Genomic DNA, 16,046 nt, shown 5'->3' with positions numbered 1-16,046 from the left:
GACCATATTTTTGTGCCTTGAGGGCACAAAGTCATCGGCATTAAGGCGCATTGCCTCAGCCATGGAATCTGCGGGAATCTTCGGGTGGCTTGCTTATGAGAAGTCTCATCCGCGCTGCCGACTACTGCCCTTCTGTCCACGGACATTGATCGGCATATCTCCAGTAGATCTCTGCGTGACCACTGGCGACCATCTCTTGCTGCACGTTCGTCTGTCGAAGGAACAGCTCTGCCACGGTTCGTCCGTAGCGGTCTTCGGTGATCCGTCGGATTCGAACCTTCTTGCCCGCCACAAGATTTGTCAGGTGGTCTCGAGCAGCTTTGGCTGGCTCCGGCTCAGCTCTCTTGCCAACTAGTTCAGGGGTGTCGATGCAAGCCAGTCGAACCCGTTCTCCTGTTGTGGTGGTGCAGGTATCACCGTCGTAGCAGGAGGCGATCACAACGGATGCAAGAGCAGCAAAGAGCATCAGTGATGTTCCTGGGTGTGACCGATGAGTGGGTCACCTCGACAAGGACCATTGGATCCTTTATCAGAGGTGGACACTGCTAAGCATCCGCTGTCTATTCGGTCTCTCTACGTCTTGCTTGTCGTGGTCCTCAGCGCCTGGGTATTGGGAGCTGCTCTCCGTTTGAGCTCTGAGTTGGCCGGATGATGAGTCCGCTGAGCGACGGCGGCTCTGTCTTTGGGTGTCCTTGGCGGCACTTGCATCCTTGGCGGTGCGGAGGCGAAGGATCGACCTGCTGCCTCATCTATCAGCACAGGGATGACAGAAGAGAAAGATGGGTTGATCAGCGATATGGGCGCATAGCTGGATAGGGTCCACGGACCTTGGGTCCAGCTCAGCCGTGATCAAGAACCCGATCCTTGTAAAGGCTTGGAAGGTCATCACCTGGCGGTGGCGGCTTCAGCTGGCGATCAACGCACCCTTTGGACTGCTTTGGGTGGCAGACAAGACCAACCCAGCGGTGCATGCCTTCGACATGTCAGTGCTCGCAGCACTTCATGCCGAGTGGCTCGCTCCAATGATGGGGATTGCTTGAGCGTCAGCCAGAGTGAGCTTTGCCGGCCATTCAAGAACACAAGTTGGTGGCGGCTGCAGTCAAGGACCTCTAAAAACTAGTCAACAGCTTCTGTGTCATGTCCTCTGATGGAGAAGTTACCTCTTTGGAGTCCAGTCTTCTTTGGAACCTGGGGAGTGGTTTCGGAAGCATTCTTTGCTTCGTGCTCGCGGCAAGAACCAATGTCAGTCTTATAGATATCGGAAGATTCCTCGCTCTGATATGGATTGCTGGGTGCATGTACCTCTCGCTTCGAGACGCTGGCATTAAGGGGCTTATTTCTGTCATGTTTTGGCTCATGATTTCCCTTCCAGGTTGCTGGATGGTTATGTCTTTTCTCTCAAGAGAGTACGCCTTGCTTGCACTAATTATGTGTTTGGCATCTTTTGCTTTCACTGGTGTTCTCAAATCCATGTCTGGACCATTCTTTTGGTTGAAGAAGCGACTTCGTAATCGCCGATGACCTGATCTCATATGAAGGTCAGCGTTAGATCAGTGGTTAGCTACTAGTCACCCTCATAGTCCTTTATTGAGATCCCTCTTTTCCGAAGGTCAAGCCCAAGGAACATCAACCCAATTGTCCCGCCGCTAGCAGTACGGAAAAAGACGCCTTGAGCGGCTGTTTCGGCGGAATAAGAGGGAGCCTCGCTCTCGTATTCAACACATCCTCCAACCATTGGATCTGGGTGGTAAGCAACGCATGCGGGTTGGGAGTGAGTCATTGCTGTCCATCCCGCTAAAGCAAGGCTCAGGGTTGCTCCTTGGATCCAGACAACCCACCACGAATTAGTCCGACTGGCATTCCATTTGGCGATCCACAACCCACCGAGAGAGCACATTGCGATTGGGATAAGCCAATGAGAGAAGAAATCACTCACGATCAGCTCCGACGATCTTCCAGGGCTTGGTCATGCGCCAAGCATGGCAACGGTTTCAGCCCTTGCCCTCAGTTATGCGAGGGGGCTTGCGCTTCCAGATCTTGAGCATGAGCCAAACAACCCCAACGACCGGCAATGCAAACCCAAGAAGCATTAGCGGAAGGGTGATCACCCCAAAGGTCCAAGCGGGTAGCCAATTCAGGTCATAGAGAAGGCTTCTGAGTGCTTGGACGATCACGCCAATCAAGGACAGCGACACAAGCAATGCTGGAGGGAAGGCAACCGCAAGCAACACGGTCTTGAGAATCCTCCAGTCCTTGCTGTTAGGGGTTCTCCTCATGCGCCAAGGATGGCAGCGAATTCAGCTGTGAAGCAGGAACGCCAGGACATAACCAATCACTAGACCTTTGCCAAAGGTGAGCCAAAGCATTTGGTACTTGCTCAGACCAAACCGCTGCCTGATCCGTTTGATGAATGACTTATGCCAGAGAACGAGCGAGTTGTTGGATTTTTTTCCCATCCCCCAAGGATGGCAGGAGTTCAGACCCTTGGAACGATGTGCGTTACAAGGTCGGCGTTTATCCAGTTGATGACGCCGGTGTCGACATCAGCCACCTGGAACAGCGTTGGAACCTTTGGGTTTCTGGCACCGCCATCGAGCCAGATGACATCAGCCATCCGCCAGGCACCTTCCGTGTCAGTGACGATCACGGTCATGCCTGGTTTGACGTGCAGGAAAACGGGATCCGACTTGGGCGCTGCAACGGCGCTTGCATGATCAACCGACACATTCCTCAAGCTAGTACAAGTGTATTAGTACAGGAGTAGGCGCGGAGTCCAGGAAGTGAATCTGAGGCTCGAATTCCGACAGAAATTTCTGAACCTCTTTTGCGTATAGGCACGGACGCAAACCTCCCCCGGTACCCCTTCGCTCTAGGGCTCGGCAGAAGCTCTCCAGCAACGTTCCATTTGCTGCCAGCCCAAGTGGTGCAACTCCTTCCAGAGCTGCTCTGTCATGTCTTCGGATTCAGGGCTTTAACTCCAATCCGCTGGGTAGAGCTTTGTCCTAGTGGCGGTCAGGTCAGGCCTGTCCTCTATGAGCTCCTTGGCTGCCCACATGCCTCTGACCACGCGGCAGACGCCTTCCTGGTCGCAAACCCTGTAGTACTCAAAGCCCTGCGGGGCGGCGGTGAGTTTTGTCGCTTTCATGCTCTGCATCCCTGCTCCCTTTAGGAATAGGCAGCAAATCGAGTCCTGTTTGGCTCAACCGAGACAAAAAGTTCAGCTTGTTACATATCCTTGGGTGGCTTAACGAAGCGGGTTGCGACAGGTAAAGCTGCTCGCTTTAGCGAGGGTCAACCGAACCTCAATCGTCGGTTTTACTCATTGCAGTTCACCTGTACTACTGCTTACCTAGTGAGGCGCGTCGAGAGAAGTGGAATGTCGGTTGATCATTCGGTCGTCACAGCACGGCCTGACCGCGACCCACTGTTCCTGCACGTCAAAGCAGGGATGACCGTGATCGTTGAAGAGAACGGTGACTGGTGGATGGGTGATGTTGTTTTTGTCGGAGGTGGAGCAAGGAACACCAAGGTCCCGACCCTCTTTCAAGTGGCAAACGTTGATTCCGGTGTGATCCGTTGGATCAAGGCCGATCTGGTGACCCATATCGTCCCCAGAATCCACGAACCAGTGGCGGCCTAACAGCCCCTTCTATCGGCGGAGCTGACTTCCAACAGCCTTCACCGAATCAAAGATGTGGGGCGACGGAACCGCGAGGAGAACGCTGTTCTCCCCGAGCGATGCGGTATCCGCATGAACAAGCTCGCTGCGATACATGGGCTCGTAGCAAATGCACTAACTCTTTTCAGAGATCTGAAGAGCGCAGAAAGCTCCCCCTGGCAATCGCTCATGCAAAGGGAGCTATTTCTGCCAGCCACCAGGTCGCTCTCCCGGTGCTGCCTAGACAGTGCCACGTAATACGTGTTTGCCGCCTGGATCCCAAATATGGGGGCTAGCGACGGGTTTTGCAGCGACTTTTTGGACAGGTTTTAGTTTCCGGAAATTCTTCCGTGAACGTCTGTTCAGTGGTATCGCCTACTACTGACGAGACGTCTCTTGGCTTCTCAGAGCGATCTCTCATCCGTCGATAACGGTGGCCGTTTCAAGGGTCTGAGCCGACCTGTATCAAAAGACCCGCTTATTGGTTCAAAACGCCGTTAGCTTCACCGGCATGAAACACCTGAACACGGCTGACATCAGTGCTTCGTACGGCGTCCTGCGCGTCCGTGCCGCGGTGGTGATCGCCGCGGTCATGGCTGTGCTGGTTTTCGTTGGCGGCGCCAACGCCTGTCACCACAACGCCGAGACAGCTGAGCAAACCTCCACCGAGGTTCCTCATAAAGCTGACGAGAAGGCTGAAATCGAAGCTTGATCAGCGATGGAGCTTCTTGGCTTTCTGCTGGGCGCCATTGCAATTGCCTTTGTTATTGCAAAGGTGATCTTCAGCAGTAAGGAGAAGACGTCTGCATCCACCGAGTTGCCGGAAGACAAGAGCGACGACGACAGCTGATTTATCGACCAGACGTCGAACACTTTGGGCGTTCTACAGACTGCGTGCAGCACTCCTGCCGGAACTGCTGCAGAACCAGTGCTTGGCTGCGTTCTTAGCTATCAGTTGGTATGGAAGGTCAGAAGGGTTGGTATCAAAGGTTTTTTAAACTGAATGCACCACCGGATTGAGCGGCGCGGTCGAGTCGACAGCCGGTATGCGTGAAATCGATTCACGCCATCTGTTGAAGGCCAAAAGCGCCGGATACCAACCGCTCAAAACCGCCCCAATCCCAGCTATATCAACAAATGCTTCAGTTCAGTAAATATCAGGGACTTGGCAACGACTTCCTGATCGTTGAAGGCCGGCAGGGACAACTGCCCGATGCCATCAGCAATCCTGATCCCGCCTGGGTGCGGCGCATCTGTGATCGGCGCTTCGGCGTTGGTGGCGATGGCCTGATCCTGGCGCTGCCTCCTCAGGCGGAGGGAGAACTGCGGATGCGGATTCTCAATGCCGATGGCAGTGAGGCCGAAATGTGTGGCAACGGCATTCGCTGCCTGGCCCGCTACCTGGCCGACACCGACGGTGATGCCCCAGGCCGCCGCTGGGACATCGAAACCCTGGCGGGAATGATTCGCCCTGAACTAATGGCCGATGGCCAGTTGCGGGTGGACATGGGCCCCCCTTTCCTCACCTCCGAGGGCATCCCCACAACCCTGATGCCCGAAGACGGCCTGCCGCAGGGGGTGCTGCTGCTGGAGGGAGAACAACTGAAGGTGGCGGCCGTTGGCATGGGCAATCCCCATGTGGTGGTGCCCGTCGACGACCTGGCCAGCATTCCCTTTGATGCCTGGGGTGCTGCTCTGGAGGTCCATCCGGCCTTCCCGGCCAAGACCAACGTTCATTTCCTCCAGGTGCACAGCCGTGAGCGGCTGGAGATCCGGGTCTGGGAACGAGGTGCTGGCCCGACATTGGCCTGCGGCACCGGTGCCTGCGCCACCCTTGTGGCGGCGGTGCTGCTGGGGCTCGCCGATGACTGCGCCGAGGTGGTGCTGCCCGGCGGTCCGCTGATGATTGAGTGGCGTGATCGCACCGGTTCCGTGCTGATGACGGGACCCGCCGAAGCGGTGTTTGACGGGGTGCTGACGCCGGAGTTGGTGCCTGGACTGTTTGCTGTGGAACCCCAGGACATTTCTATCAACCAGGACATGACCAATCCCTCAGCCACCACAGATGACACGCCAGCAGCGAGTCCAGAGGACGAAGCGGCCGCCCTGGAGCAGGTGCAGAAATTTCTGAGCAACACCTCCTTGGACTCGATGCTCAATCTCGCCAGTGAGTCCCTGGAGCAGCGCACCAAGGCACGGTTCGAGCGTGGAACGCCCTGAGCTCTATCTGGATGCTGCTGCCACGACACCGCTCCTGCCGGCGGTGATCGCGGTGATGCAGAAGATGCAGCAGACGGCCTGGGCGAACCCCAGCAGCCTCCATGGGGTTGGGTTGGCAGCAGCGGAAGCTTTGGAGCGGGCCCGCTGGCGCATCGCCGAGCGCTTCGCTGTCAATCCTGACCAGTTGATCGTCACCTCAGGGGCGACGGAATCCGTGCACCTTGCCTTGCTCGGCAGTGCCGCTGGTCTTGTCCCGGGACGGTTGGTGATTTCTGCGGTGGAGCATCCGGCGGTGGTCGCTGCAGCGCACCAACTCGAAGCCCTGGGCTGGAGCATTGCCGAATGGCCCGTTGATGGCCAGGGCGTTGTGCGGCTCGATCAGCTCGATCGGTTGTTGTCCGCTCCAACCCGATTGGTTTCCCTGATCGCAGCCCAGGGCGAGGTGGGTGCACTGCAACCCATCAGCACGATCGCTCGGGCCTGCCGCGAGCGCGGCATCCTCATCCATAGCGATGCCACCCAGCTTGTGCCCCAGGGTTGCTTCGCCTTCGACCGGCTCGGCGTTGATCTGCTGACCCTCTCCGCCCACAAGTTCCGTGGCCCCCGGGGCGTGGGCCTGTTGATTCGGGCCCCGGGTGTGGACCTTTCACCGCTCCAGGGCGGCGGTGGACAGGAGCACGGCCTGCGCTCCGGTACCGAACCTGTTGCGTTGGTGGGTGGCATGGCCGAAGCCCTGATGGCCCTTCCCAGCTTTGACCCCGTCAGCCAGCACGTTCCACCGGGCAGTTCAACCCAGATCCGTCGTCAACGGGATCAACTGCTCGAACGCCTGCTGGAGCTACCCCAGCTTCAGCTCTGCGGCCCTTCTCCTGGTCAGCGTCTGCCCCATCACATCGCGTTGTTGGCCAAAACCATTGGTGGACAGCCGCTGCCCGGACGCGATCTGGTGCGACGGCTGGCGGCGGCGGGGGTGGCCTGCAGCAGCGGCAGTGCCTGCAGCAGTGGCAGCAGTGCCGACAGTGCTGTGCTCACGGCCATGGGCATTCCCGGGCCTGAACGTCAGTCGGGCCTGCGGTTGACCCTTGGCTCCTGGTTGTCGGATCAGGATCTCGACGCCGTTCCCGGCCGTTTTGCATCCGTGCTCGAGGCATTTTCCTGACATGCTTTGGCGATGACTAAATCCGATGCTTCCTGTCTCGCCCTCCCCGCGGATCTGCTTGCCGCTGAGGAGGCCATGTTGCAAGCCGCCCTGGCGGCCGTTGGATCCGGCGACGGTCAACGCTGGGCCGCAAGTCTCCGTTTTGAAGGTCTTCGCCTGCTTCCGGTGGCGGTGCGGCTGGCCCGAGCACTGATCGCTGCCGGTCAGGATCTGTTGATGGTTTGGCCCGATGCCGGTGCTGCCGCCCTGGCCCGGCGGGATGCGGAGGACCTCAAGGAGGTGATCCTTGATTTCAATCAGCTCAAACGGGCGGAAAGCGATGTTCCCGACTCCCGCCTTCTGCTTGCGGTGAACCCCTCCCCTGCGGATTACGAGGAGTTCCAGGCCTTGTGTGAGAACCACGCAGGAGTGGTTCTGATGCTGAATGGTCGTCTCGAAGACGCCGCCGTCGGCATCGGCAGCGTGGCCCGGGAGCGCCGAAAGGGTTTCGTGGCCAGCTGGCAGCAGGCCTACTGGCTCCAGCCCCTGGAGGGAGGGGCGTTGATGCGCTGCTTCCCTGATGACTGGCGTCTCTATCGCCAGGATCCCGATGGTTACCGGCAACTGGAGGTGCTCCCCGAACGTCCGGATCCCGACACCACAGCAGCGCTTCTGGCCGGTGAAGATCCCGACAGCATCAAGCAGCAGCTGTCCGGTGTCGACCGCTTCCTTGATGGTCTGCGCAATTGAGCCGCCTCTGGCTTGATGCAGGCTCAGACCCTCCTTAAGGTTCAAGCCCAGGCTCCCCTTCGATGGTGCTCAACAGGCTTCGATCCCTTTCACCCATCGATGCCGTGGCTGGAGTCGTCGCCTTGGCCGCTCTGGCCGGGGTTGTCTGGTCCCCCAAGCTCTCGAATGCGGTCGCCAAGGCCACTGGTGCTGTGAAACCTGTGCAGGTGAGCGTTGATGTGGTGCAGCTGTACAGCGCTGATCCCGAGCAGCTGCTGAATTCAGTTCGGGAGGAAGCAGCCCTCAATATCGTGATTCGCAATCAACCGGCCGGACGGGTGAGCCTGGTGTCGGTGGATGACGTCACCAATTCCCTGACGGCGGTGCAGCACGATGGTTCGGTGGTGCTCGCCGATGCCCCCGCCACGGCTCTACCCCGCCATGCCCGGTTTGTGATGGAGGCCCAGGCTGAGATCAAACCCTCCGGTGTTGTGATCGGTGGCACCAAGCTCAAGGTGGGTGTGCCCGTTGAGCTGGAGGGTCGCTTCTACCGCTTGAACGGTGTCGTGAGCGGAGTGATGCCTCTGTGATTCGCTCTGCCCTGGTCTCCCTGCTGGTGCTGGCGCCCCAGTTGCCCGTTAGGGCAGCGCCTCCACTGTTGGCACCACCTCCGGTGGTGCAGCGTCAGGGCCAGGCCATGCTCAGCGGCGGTGCACTGTGCCCGGCCCTGCAGACGGCCCTGGAATCAGCGGTGGGCACGGAAGAGCGGCTTTGGAGCGTCAGCGTTGTTGATCAACGGGGTCAGCTACTGGCTGATCTCAACGGGGGGATCCCCCGGATTCCTGCATCGAATCAGAAACTGGTCAGCACGGCCTTTGCCCTGGATCGCCTCGGCCCCGACTTCCGTCTGAAGACGCAGCTGTTGCGTCATCCCGATGGATCACTGGAGATCGTGGGGGAGGGCGATCCCGACCTCAGCATTGCCGAGATCCAAAAGTTCGCCATGGTGGCCCTCGGCCAGGGCGGCTCCAGCAGCACCTCCAGCTCCGCCTCTGCGCCGGTTCAGCTGATGGTGCGGGAGGAACCGCGTCAACTCTGGTGGCCTGCCGATTGGGATCCTGCGGATCGCTCCTACGCCTACGGCGCACCGATCACCCGCCTTGCCCTCACCAGCAACGCCCTGCACATGGCGGTGATGGATCCAGCGGCACGGCTGCAGCGGATCCTTAACTCCACCGTGCAGCAGCAAGGGGGACAGATCCGCCTGCAGATGGTTGATCAGCGGACCCGAGAGGCGGCCCTTGCGCGGAACTGGCGAGCGAGTGTTGTCCTGCACAGCGAGGATTCCGCGCCGATGCACGCCTTGCTCAGCCTGGCCAACACGGAGAGCCACAATTTCACCGCTGAGGTGCTGATGCGTGAAGCGGCGGACGTTTGGGATGTGAACCGTGCGTCCATCGCCACCACCCGCTGGTTGCAAGCCCAGGGCATCCCGATGACGGGACTTCGGCTGCGGGACGGCAGCGGACTCTCACGGGGCAACCGTCTCACCAGCCGTTCCCTGTCTGTGCTGCTGTGGCGCATGGCGCAACACCCCCTGGCGGCTTACTACCAGGCCTCGATGGCGATTGCAGGCCAGAGGGGAACGCTGCGCAACTACTTCTGGGGCACACCACTTGTGGGTCGCTTCTGGGGAAAGACCGGCACCCTCAGAGGAGTTCGTTCGATCTCCGGCATTCTTGAAACCGCTAATGGACCGCGTTACGTGAGCATGATTGCCAACGGGTCCTATGCACCCAACTCCGTGATGGGCCAGATCCTGCTGGCCAGCCAGCGGATCAGCCGTTGCCCCGCATGGATCGCAGCCGTGACGCTGCCCGCTGAGCCCGACTGAACGGAACGGTTTTGCTGTCGTCGCCAGCGTTGGCGCCAGGGGCCGCAGAGCGGATCGTCTGAATCTTGGAGAGCTCCTGACGGCCGGCCATGACCACCTGGGCCATTTCCTTGAGGCGAACCTCCAGCTCCCCCAGGGTCTGCTCGGCGTAACGGTTGGCCCCGTCCTGAACGCCGGCTGCTTCCTGGCGGCTGCGTTGGATCAGCGACTCGCACTGCTGTTGGGTCTGCTGGCGGAACTGCAGCGCGTCGTTGTGAATTCGCTCGGCCTCATCCCGGCCTTCCTTCTGCAGACGTAGGGCTTCACGGCGAATCGTCTCCAGGTCCTGCAGCGCCTGCTGTCGATTGGCTTCGTGCTGCTCAGCATGATGGCGCTTGAGTTCCGCTGCGTTGGCCTCGATCTGTTGGATTTGCTGCTGCGCTTGTTGGCGGCTGGCGTCGAGTCGTTCAGCGTGTTGACGCTTCAGCTCAATCGCTTCTTGATCCAGCTGCTGGCGACGCTCCAGTGCTTCCTGCTCCAGCTGCTGGCGGCGTGAGGCGAACTGCTGTTCCAACTGGGCCAGTTTGCTTTGCATCTCCTGCTCCAACTTCGCCCCCTGCTCGCGCGTTTTTTGGAGCAACTGCTCACACTGCTGGCGGGCTTGCTCACGCATCTCATTCACCTGCCGTTCCGCTTCCTGGCGGATGGCAACGTTGTTCACCAGCTGCTCGCGCTGACGCTGGGCCTGTTCAACGATCTCCTCGGCGTTCCTGCGGGCGGTATTGATGAACTCGTCCCGGCGATCCAGCAGTTTGGCGGCCCGTTCCAGCTCCTTCGGCAATTCATCGCGGACGGCATCCAGCAGCTCGACGGCATCCGTTTCGTTGACCAGACGTCCGCCTGTGAAGGGCAGCCGACTGCCCTCCAGCACAACTTCCTCCAGCTGATCGAGTTGATCGAGAACGGAGAACCGGACGTCGTTCATCTCAGCTGGCATGGAAAGTTGAATTAAAGAGCCTGTTGAGGTCCTTCGCCACCTCTGGCGGAACCATGTGGTCGATCGATCCACCGAAGCGGGCCACTTCCTTCACCACCGAGCTGCTGAGGAAGCTGTGGCGGGCCGTCGTGGCCATGAACACAGTTTCCAGATCGTCTGCCAAGGAGCGGTTGGTGTGGGCGATCTGCAGTTCGTATTCGAAGTCACTCATCGCTCGCAGGCCCCTCAGGATCAGGTCGGCGCGATGGGTGACGGCACAGTTCACGGTGAGGCCATCGAAACTGATCACCTCAACGCCGGAGAGGTGGCGTGTCGCCGTGCGGATCTGTTCGATCCGCTCTTCGACACTGAACGCGGGTCGTTTGCTCGGATTGCTGAGCACCGCGACAACCACCTCTCCAAACAGGCTCACCGCCCGCTCGATCAGGTCCATATGGCCATTGGTGAGAGGGTCGAAACTGCCGGGGTAGAGCGCCCGCATCGGGAATCAGCGATGGGCGGATCCTATGCAGTGGATCGCTGTTTAGATTTCAATCAACGCATCCGTGCCATGAGCCTCGACGCCAACGCCAAGAAGGTCCTGCTTCGCAAGATCCCCCATGGGCTCTTCATCTGCGGCGTTCGCAACGGTGATGAGGTCAACGGATTCACGGCCAGCTGGGTGACCCAGGGATCGTTCGAACCGCCCTTGGTGGTGATGGGTGTTCGGGCTGACAGCAGCAGTCACGCCATCATCGAGGCCACCGGCAAGTTCTCTCTCAACGTGCTGCGGGCCGATCAGAAAGATCTGGCAGCCGTGTTCTTCAAGCCCCAGAAGGCGCTCGGTGGTCGCTTTGAAGCGGCACCCTTCGAGGAGGGCGAACTTGGTCTTCCCCTGCTCACCGATGCCGTCGGTGGTGTGGAGTGCGAACTCGTGGGATCGATCAAGCATGGTGACCACACCGTTTTTGTGGGCGAAGTGAAAACGGCGCGCCTGATCGCCGATGGCGAGGCCCTGAACCTGGCCAGCACCGGCTGGAATTACGGCGGCTGAGCGGGCCTGGTGGATGCCGCCTCCGGTGCACCGCTGCTGACGCAGCCCGAGCGTCTTGAACGCCGGCTCAAGGAGATCCCCGCTGAGCCGGGTTGCTATCTGATGCGGGACGGCGACGACCGGATCCTCTACGTCGGTAAGTCGAAGGCGTTGCGGAGCCGCGTGCGCAGCTATTTCCGTAGTCGGCATGACCTGTCGCCACGGATCCGGCTGATGACACGCCAGGTCTGTGAGATTGAGTTCATCGTCACCGACAGCGAGGCTGAGGCCCTCGTTCTCGAGTCGAACCTGATCAAAAACCATCAGCCGCACTTCAATGTGCTGCTGAAGGACGACAAGAAATACCCCTACCTCTGCATCACCTGGAGTGAGGCCTACCCGCGGATTTTCATCACCCGTCGCCGTCGCTTCCGCAGCCCCCTGGATCGCTTTTACGGGCCCTATGTCGATGTGGGTCTGCTGCGCCGCACCCTGTTCCTGGTGAAGCGGGTGTTCCCGCTGCGGCAACGCCCCCGGCCGATGTACCCCGATCGCACTTGCCTCAACTACAGCATCGGGCGCTGTCCGGGGGTCTGCCAGGAAAAAATCAGCTCGGAGGACTATCACCGCACCCTGCGCAAGGTGGCGATGGTGTTTCAGGGCCGCAGCGATGAACTGCAGCAGCTGCTTCAGGAGCAGATGGAGCGGTATGCCGAGCGAATGGACTACGAGTCGGCGGCCCGGGTTCGCGATCAACTTCAGGGGCTGGATCAGCTCACTGCTGATCAGAAGATGAGCCTGCCGGATTCCTCGGTAAGTCGCGATGTGCTGGCCCTTGCCTTCGATGAACGTTTGGCGGCCGTGCAGCTGTTTCAGATGCGCGCCGGGAAGCTGGTGGGACGTCTTGGCTACACAGCTGACGCCTCAGGTCTGGAACCTGGGTTGATCCTGCAACGGGTGATTGAAGAGCACTACAGCCAGGTGGATTCCGTTGAGGTGCCCCCCGAGTTGTTGGTGCAGCACGCTCTGCCCCAGCAGAAACTGATGGAGGATTGGCTCTCGGAACAGCGCGAGCGTCGGGTGCAGATCCACTGCCCGCAGCGCCAGCAGAAAGCCGACCTGATTGAACTGGTGCAGCGCAACGCGGAGTTTGAGTTGCTCCGCGCCAAGCAAGGTCAGGAGAAGCAGTCGTTGGCCACGGAGGATCTGGCGCAACTGCTGGAGTTGCCCACCCCGCCGCGGCGGATCGAGGGCTACGACATCAGTCACATCCAGGGCAGCGATGCCGTGGCCTCCCAGGTGGTGTTCATCGACGGGCTGCCCGCCAAGCAGCACTACCGCAAGTACAAGATCCGCAGCAGCAGCATCCGCGCTGGCCACAGCGACGACTTCATGGCCATGGCGGAAATCATGCGCCGTCGTTTTCGGCGCTGGGCCCGGGCAAAGGCGGAAGGGATGGATGTGGGTGCCCTGCGTCACAAAGGTGGCAGCGCTCTGCAGACCGACGGCCTCAACGACTGGCCCGATGTGGTGATGATCGACGGCGGCAAGGGCCAGCTCTCTGCCGTGATGGAGGCTTTGCGCGAGCTTGATCTGCACGAAGATCTCAACGTCTGCTCTCTCGCCAAGCAGCGCGAGGAGGTGTTTCTTCCTGGTGAAAGCCAGCCGCTGGAGAGTGAACCGGATCAGCTCGGGGTTGTTCTCCTTCGCCGCCTTCGCGACGAAGCCCATCGTTTCGCTGTCAGCTTCCATCGCCAGCAGCGTGGTGAGCGGATGAAGCGTTCACGTCTCTCTGACATCCCTGGGGTTGGGCCCAAGCGGGTCAAGGATCTCTTGGCCCACTTCCATTCGATTGATGCCATCCAGCTGGCGTCGGTTGAGACCCTGTCCAAGGCCCCTGGCGTCGGCCCGGCTCTGGCCCGCGACATCCACGATTTCTTCCATCCTTCCGACGATGGAACCGACGCTGATGCCAGGGCTGCTTTAGAAGAGCAGCCTCAGGAACTCTCCGCATGATCCGTCATCTCTGCATGGCTCTGGCAGGAGTGTTTCTTCTTGCCACTCCGGTCTGGGCGTCTCCCGGGCTGTGCACGGGGCCTGTGTGTGCTGACGGCATCACCCGCAGCGCCAAGAACCACTGGCAGCTGGTGCTGCGGCTCAACGATCAGCAGGGCCATCGCGAAAAAGTGGTGATGAATTGCCGGGCTGGTCAGTTGAGCCCCATGGCCGGACCCGTGGATCGCGCCTATGCCACCGCCCTGGGTCGACGCGCCTGCCGTCTTGCTGGAGAGGACAGCTGACGGTGGATCTCAGTCTCGTTTTTCCCCATCAGCTGTTTGAGCACCATCCCGCGCTTCGGGCGGGAAGGGCCGTGGCCCTGATCGAAGATCCGCTGCTGTTCGGCACTGATCCCCGCTGGCCCATCCAGGTGCATCGGCAGCGCCTGCTCCTGCATCGGGCCTCGATGAATGCCTATGCAGAGATGCTTCAGGCCAAGGGCTTCACCGTGTTGCGGGTGCTCCAGGGGCAGGCGGCCAGCACCGCTGAGATCCTCGGAGATCTGCTCGATCAGGGCTACCGGGCCTTTCATCTGGCGGATCCGGTGGACGATGTTCTGAGCCAACGGATCTCTGCCTTCGCCTCCCGCCACGGCTGCGGTCTGGAGATCGTCGCCACCCCGATGCTGCTCACTCCAGAGGCCGTCATCGAGGACCATTTCGCCTCCGGCAAGAAGCCCCTGATGGGTCGCTTCTACGAGATGCAGCGCAAGCGACTGGATCTGCTGATCGATCCTGATGGTGGTCCTGTTGGTGGCCGCTGGAGTTTCGATGCCGACAACCGCAAGAAGCTCCCCAAGGGAATCGTGGTTCCAGAGCCCCCGGCCGAACGCTCGAGTGGCTCGGTGTCTCTCGTTGAGGCTGCCCGGCAGCAGCTCATCGGGGAGGGGGTGACTGGCATCGGCAGCTGGGACGGGTTCCATTACCCCGTCACCCATGGCGATGCAGCCCGTTGGCTGGATCAATTCCTCGAACAACGCCTGCGTCAGTTCGGGGCTTACGAGGATGCGATCAGCACCCAGCACCAGGTGATGTGGCACAGCGTGCTCACGCCGATGCTCAACATCGGTCTGCTCACGCCGCAGCAGGTGCTGGATCGAACGCTGGAGCGGGCTGAGGCCGGTGATATCCCCCTCAATTCATTGGAGGGATTTCTGCGTCAGATCGTCGGCTGGCGGGAGTTCATGGCGGCGATGTACCGGCGCCATGGCGTGGAGATGCGCAACGGCAATTTCTGGGGCTTCGACGACCTGCCGATTCCCTCCGCCTTCTACACCGCATCCACGGGTCTGCCCCCGATTGATGACGCCATCCGCCATGCCCTGGAGACCGGCTATTGCCATCACATCGAACGCCTGATGCTCCTGGGCAATGTGATGCTCCTCTGCGGATTTCATCCAACCCGGATCTACGCCTGGTTCATGGAGCTGTTTGTGGATGCCTACGACTGGGTGATGGTTCCCAACGTCTATGGCATGAGTCAGTTCGCTGATGGTGGCATCTTCACCACCAAGCCCTATCTCTCGGGCTCCAACTACGTGCGCAAGATGTCGGATTACCGCAAAGGCGAGTGGTGTGACACCTGGGATGGCCTGTTCTGGACGTTCATCCATCGCCATCAAGACTTCTTTCGGCGCCAATACCGGCTAGCGATGATGGCCCGCAACCTGGATCGCATGGCTCCCGACGTTCTGTTGGCCCATCAGCGTCGAGCTAGCGATTTTCTTGACGCGCTCACCTGAACCCTGCGTAAGGTCGCCCCAGATCAGTTGTGTTGATGACGTTTTCGCCCGAGGCCTACCTCTGGTTCAAGACCCTGCACATCGTTGGGGTCGTGGTGTGGTTTGCGGGCCTCTTCTATCTGGTGCGCCTGTTCATCTATCACGTTGAAACGGAGGAACTGGCCCCGGAACTGCAGCAGCCGTTCCGCGATCAGTACACCTTGATGGAGAAACGGCTCGCCAACATCATCACCACGCCGGGAATGGCTGTGGCGGTATCGATGGCCATCGGGTTGCTGCTGGCCCAGCCCTCCTGGCTTCAGCAGGGCTGGATGCACGCCAAGCTCGGTTTTGTGGCGGCCCTGCTGGCTTACCACGTGTTTTGTTACCGGCTGATGGGCCAACTCCACGCCGGCACCTGTGCCTGGTCAGGCAAGCAGCTGCGTGCCCTGAATGAGCTGCCCACGCTGCTGCTGGTGATCGTGGTGATGCTGGTGGTGTTCAAAACGCAGTTCCCCACCAGCGCAGCGAGCTGGTTCATCGTCGCCCTGGTGGTGTTCATGGCAGCGTCGATTCAGTTCTATGCCCGTTGGCGCCGCCTGCGGGCCGAAGCCTCCGCCAAAGCCTGAGATGAGGGTTGA

The 16,046-nt window shown here is 60.1% G+C and carries 18 protein-coding genes; 14 read left to right on the top strand and 4 right to left on the bottom strand.

Features of this window, described 5'->3' with window-relative positions:
* Positions 1-121: 121 nt before the first annotated feature.
* The gene (locus DXY02_RS09995; RefSeq protein WP_114989183.1) at positions 122-466 is read right to left on the bottom strand and encodes a thermonuclease family protein; all 345 of its coding nucleotides are present in this window, start codon (positions 464-466) and stop codon (positions 122-124) included.
* A 379-nt stretch (positions 467-845) separates the two neighbouring features.
* On the opposite strand from DXY02_RS09995, the gene DXY02_RS09990 reads away from it, so the two are divergent.
* Positions 846-1,040: a hypothetical protein gene (locus DXY02_RS09990; RefSeq protein WP_114989182.1), complete on the top strand. Its 195-nt coding sequence runs from the start codon at positions 846-848 to the stop codon at positions 1,038-1,040.
* Positions 1,041-2,476: 1,436 nt separating this feature from the next.
* Here the strand turns inward: DXY02_RS09990 and DXY02_RS09975 are convergent.
* Positions 2,477-2,725 (bottom strand): DUF3104 domain-containing protein, encoded by a 249-nt coding sequence (locus DXY02_RS09975; protein ID WP_114989179.1) that lies wholly within the window; start codon positions 2,723-2,725, stop codon positions 2,477-2,479.
* Between the two features lie 651 nt (positions 2,726-3,376).
* On the opposite strand from DXY02_RS09975, the gene DXY02_RS09965 reads away from it, so the two are divergent.
* The 8 genes from DXY02_RS09965 (at position 3,377) to dacB (ending at position 9,639) form a co-directional block, all read left to right on the top strand.
* Complete coding sequence (locus DXY02_RS09965) at positions 3,377-3,640, top strand: DUF3104 domain-containing protein (protein WP_114989177.1); 264 nt, start codon at positions 3,377-3,379, stop codon at positions 3,638-3,640.
* Between the two features lie 529 nt (positions 3,641-4,169).
* Complete coding sequence (locus tag DXY02_RS09960) at positions 4,170-4,370, top strand: hypothetical protein (protein ID WP_114989176.1); 201 nt, start codon at positions 4,170-4,172, stop codon at positions 4,368-4,370.
* 6 nt (positions 4,371-4,376) lie between these two features.
* Positions 4,377-4,508 (top strand): hypothetical protein, encoded by a 132-nt coding sequence (locus DXY02_RS13105; protein WP_256377317.1) that lies wholly within the window; start codon positions 4,377-4,379, stop codon positions 4,506-4,508.
* A gap of 287 nt (positions 4,509-4,795) precedes the next feature.
* Positions 4,796-5,878: a diaminopimelate epimerase gene (gene dapF / locus DXY02_RS09955; RefSeq protein ID WP_114989175.1), complete on the top strand. Its 1,083-nt coding sequence runs from the start codon at positions 4,796-4,798 to the stop codon at positions 5,876-5,878.
* Positions 5,865-7,037: a cysteine desulfurase family protein gene (locus DXY02_RS09950; protein WP_114989174.1), complete on the top strand. Its 1,173-nt coding sequence runs from the start codon at positions 5,865-5,867 to the stop codon at positions 7,035-7,037. Before dapF ends, DXY02_RS09950 begins: the two co-directional genes overlap by 14 nt.
* 12 nt (positions 7,038-7,049) lie before the next feature.
* Positions 7,050-7,766: a DUF1995 family protein gene (locus tag DXY02_RS09945; RefSeq protein ID WP_114989173.1), complete on the top strand. Its 717-nt coding sequence runs from the start codon at positions 7,050-7,052 to the stop codon at positions 7,764-7,766.
* A 62-nt stretch (positions 7,767-7,828) separates the two neighbouring features.
* Positions 7,829-8,335 carry a DUF4330 domain-containing protein gene (locus tag DXY02_RS09940; protein WP_114989172.1) on the top strand — a complete coding sequence of 169 codons (507 nt, stop codon included), beginning with the start codon at positions 7,829-7,831 and terminating at the stop codon, positions 8,333-8,335.
* Positions 8,332-9,639: a D-alanyl-D-alanine carboxypeptidase/D-alanyl-D-alanine-endopeptidase gene (gene dacB / locus DXY02_RS09935; protein WP_114989171.1), complete on the top strand. Its 1,308-nt coding sequence runs from the start codon at positions 8,332-8,334 to the stop codon at positions 9,637-9,639. Before DXY02_RS09940 ends, dacB begins: the two co-directional genes overlap by 4 nt.
* On the opposite strand, the gene DXY02_RS09930 is transcribed toward dacB, so the two are convergent.
* Together DXY02_RS09930 and coaD are read right to left on the bottom strand one after the other, a co-directional pair.
* The gene (locus tag DXY02_RS09930; protein WP_114989217.1) at positions 9,584-10,603 is read right to left on the bottom strand and encodes a hypothetical protein; all 1,020 of its coding nucleotides are present in this window, start codon (positions 10,601-10,603) and stop codon (positions 9,584-9,586) included. The genes dacB and DXY02_RS09930 overlap by 56 nt on opposite strands.
* A gap of 1 nt (position 10,604) precedes the next feature.
* On the bottom strand, positions 10,605-11,096 hold the full coding sequence (gene coaD / locus DXY02_RS09925; RefSeq protein ID WP_114989170.1) for a pantetheine-phosphate adenylyltransferase: 492 nt from the start codon (positions 11,094-11,096) through the stop codon (positions 10,605-10,607).
* A 69-nt stretch (positions 11,097-11,165) separates the two neighbouring features.
* Here coaD and DXY02_RS09920 point away from each other — a divergent pair, with 69 nt between their 5' ends.
* From DXY02_RS09920 to hemJ, 5 genes are read left to right on the top strand one after another with little or no spacing between them, the layout of a single operon-like run.
* A complete protein-coding gene (locus tag DXY02_RS09920) occupies positions 11,166-11,648 on the top strand; it encodes a flavin reductase family protein (protein ID WP_114989216.1) in 483 nt (160 codons plus the stop codon).
* A 9-nt stretch (positions 11,649-11,657) separates the two neighbouring features.
* Entirely contained in the window at positions 11,658-13,643 is a 1,986-nt protein-coding gene (uvrC, locus tag DXY02_RS09915) for an excinuclease ABC subunit UvrC (protein ID WP_114989169.1), read from the top strand.
* Positions 13,640-13,927, top strand: coding sequence for a hypothetical protein (locus DXY02_RS09910; protein WP_114989168.1), 288 nt, complete (start codon positions 13,640-13,642; stop codon positions 13,925-13,927). The genes uvrC and DXY02_RS09910 overlap by 4 nt, the downstream gene beginning before the upstream one ends.
* A gap of 2 nt (positions 13,928-13,929) precedes the next feature.
* The gene (locus tag DXY02_RS09905) at positions 13,930-15,426 is read left to right on the top strand and encodes a cryptochrome/photolyase family protein (RefSeq protein ID WP_114989167.1); all 1,497 of its coding nucleotides are present in this window, start codon (positions 13,930-13,932) and stop codon (positions 15,424-15,426) included.
* A 35-nt stretch (positions 15,427-15,461) separates the two neighbouring features.
* Complete coding sequence (gene hemJ / locus DXY02_RS09900) at positions 15,462-16,034, top strand: protoporphyrinogen oxidase HemJ (RefSeq protein ID WP_114989166.1); 573 nt, start codon at positions 15,462-15,464, stop codon at positions 16,032-16,034.
* The last annotated feature ends 12 nt before the right edge of the window (positions 16,035-16,046 follow it).

The sequence above is a fragment of the Synechococcus sp. N19 genome (assembly GCF_900474045.1).
Lineage (GTDB): Bacteria > Cyanobacteriota > Cyanobacteriia > PCC-6307 > Cyanobiaceae > Parasynechococcus.
The sequence above is the reverse complement of the archived record's forward strand: the minus strand, read 5'-3'. Positions and strand labels throughout refer to the sequence as shown.

Coding starts and splice junctions, on each gene's coding strand:
- DXY02_RS09965 (WP_114989177.1), top strand. CDS start 3,377: ATGTCGGTTGATCATTCGGTCGTCACAGCACGGCCTGACCGCGACCCA.
- DXY02_RS13105 (WP_256377317.1), top strand. CDS start 4,377: ATGGAGCTTCTTGGCTTTCTGCTGGGCGCCATTGCAATTGCCTTTGTT.
- DXY02_RS09920 (WP_114989216.1), top strand. CDS start 11,166: ATGAGCCTCGACGCCAACGCCAAGAAGGTCCTGCTTCGCAAGATCCCC.
- DXY02_RS09910 (WP_114989168.1), top strand. CDS start 13,640: ATGATCCGTCATCTCTGCATGGCTCTGGCAGGAGTGTTTCTTCTTGCC.
- DXY02_RS09945 (WP_114989173.1), top strand. CDS start 7,050: ATGACTAAATCCGATGCTTCCTGTCTCGCCCTCCCCGCGGATCTGCTT.
- hemJ (WP_114989166.1), top strand. CDS start 15,462: ATGACGTTTTCGCCCGAGGCCTACCTCTGGTTCAAGACCCTGCACATC.
- coaD (WP_114989170.1), bottom strand. CDS start 11,096: ATGCGGGCGCTCTACCCCGGCAGTTTCGACCCTCTCACCAATGGCCAT.
- dapF (WP_114989175.1), top strand. CDS start 4,796: ATGCTTCAGTTCAGTAAATATCAGGGACTTGGCAACGACTTCCTGATC.
- DXY02_RS09995 (WP_114989183.1), bottom strand. CDS start 466: ATGCTCTTTGCTGCTCTTGCATCCGTTGTGATCGCCTCCTGCTACGAC.
- DXY02_RS09940 (WP_114989172.1), top strand. CDS start 7,829: ATGGTGCTCAACAGGCTTCGATCCCTTTCACCCATCGATGCCGTGGCT.
- DXY02_RS09960 (WP_114989176.1), top strand. CDS start 4,170: ATGAAACACCTGAACACGGCTGACATCAGTGCTTCGTACGGCGTCCTG.
- DXY02_RS09930 (WP_114989217.1), bottom strand. CDS start 10,603: ATGAACGACGTCCGGTTCTCCGTTCTCGATCAACTCGATCAGCTGGAG.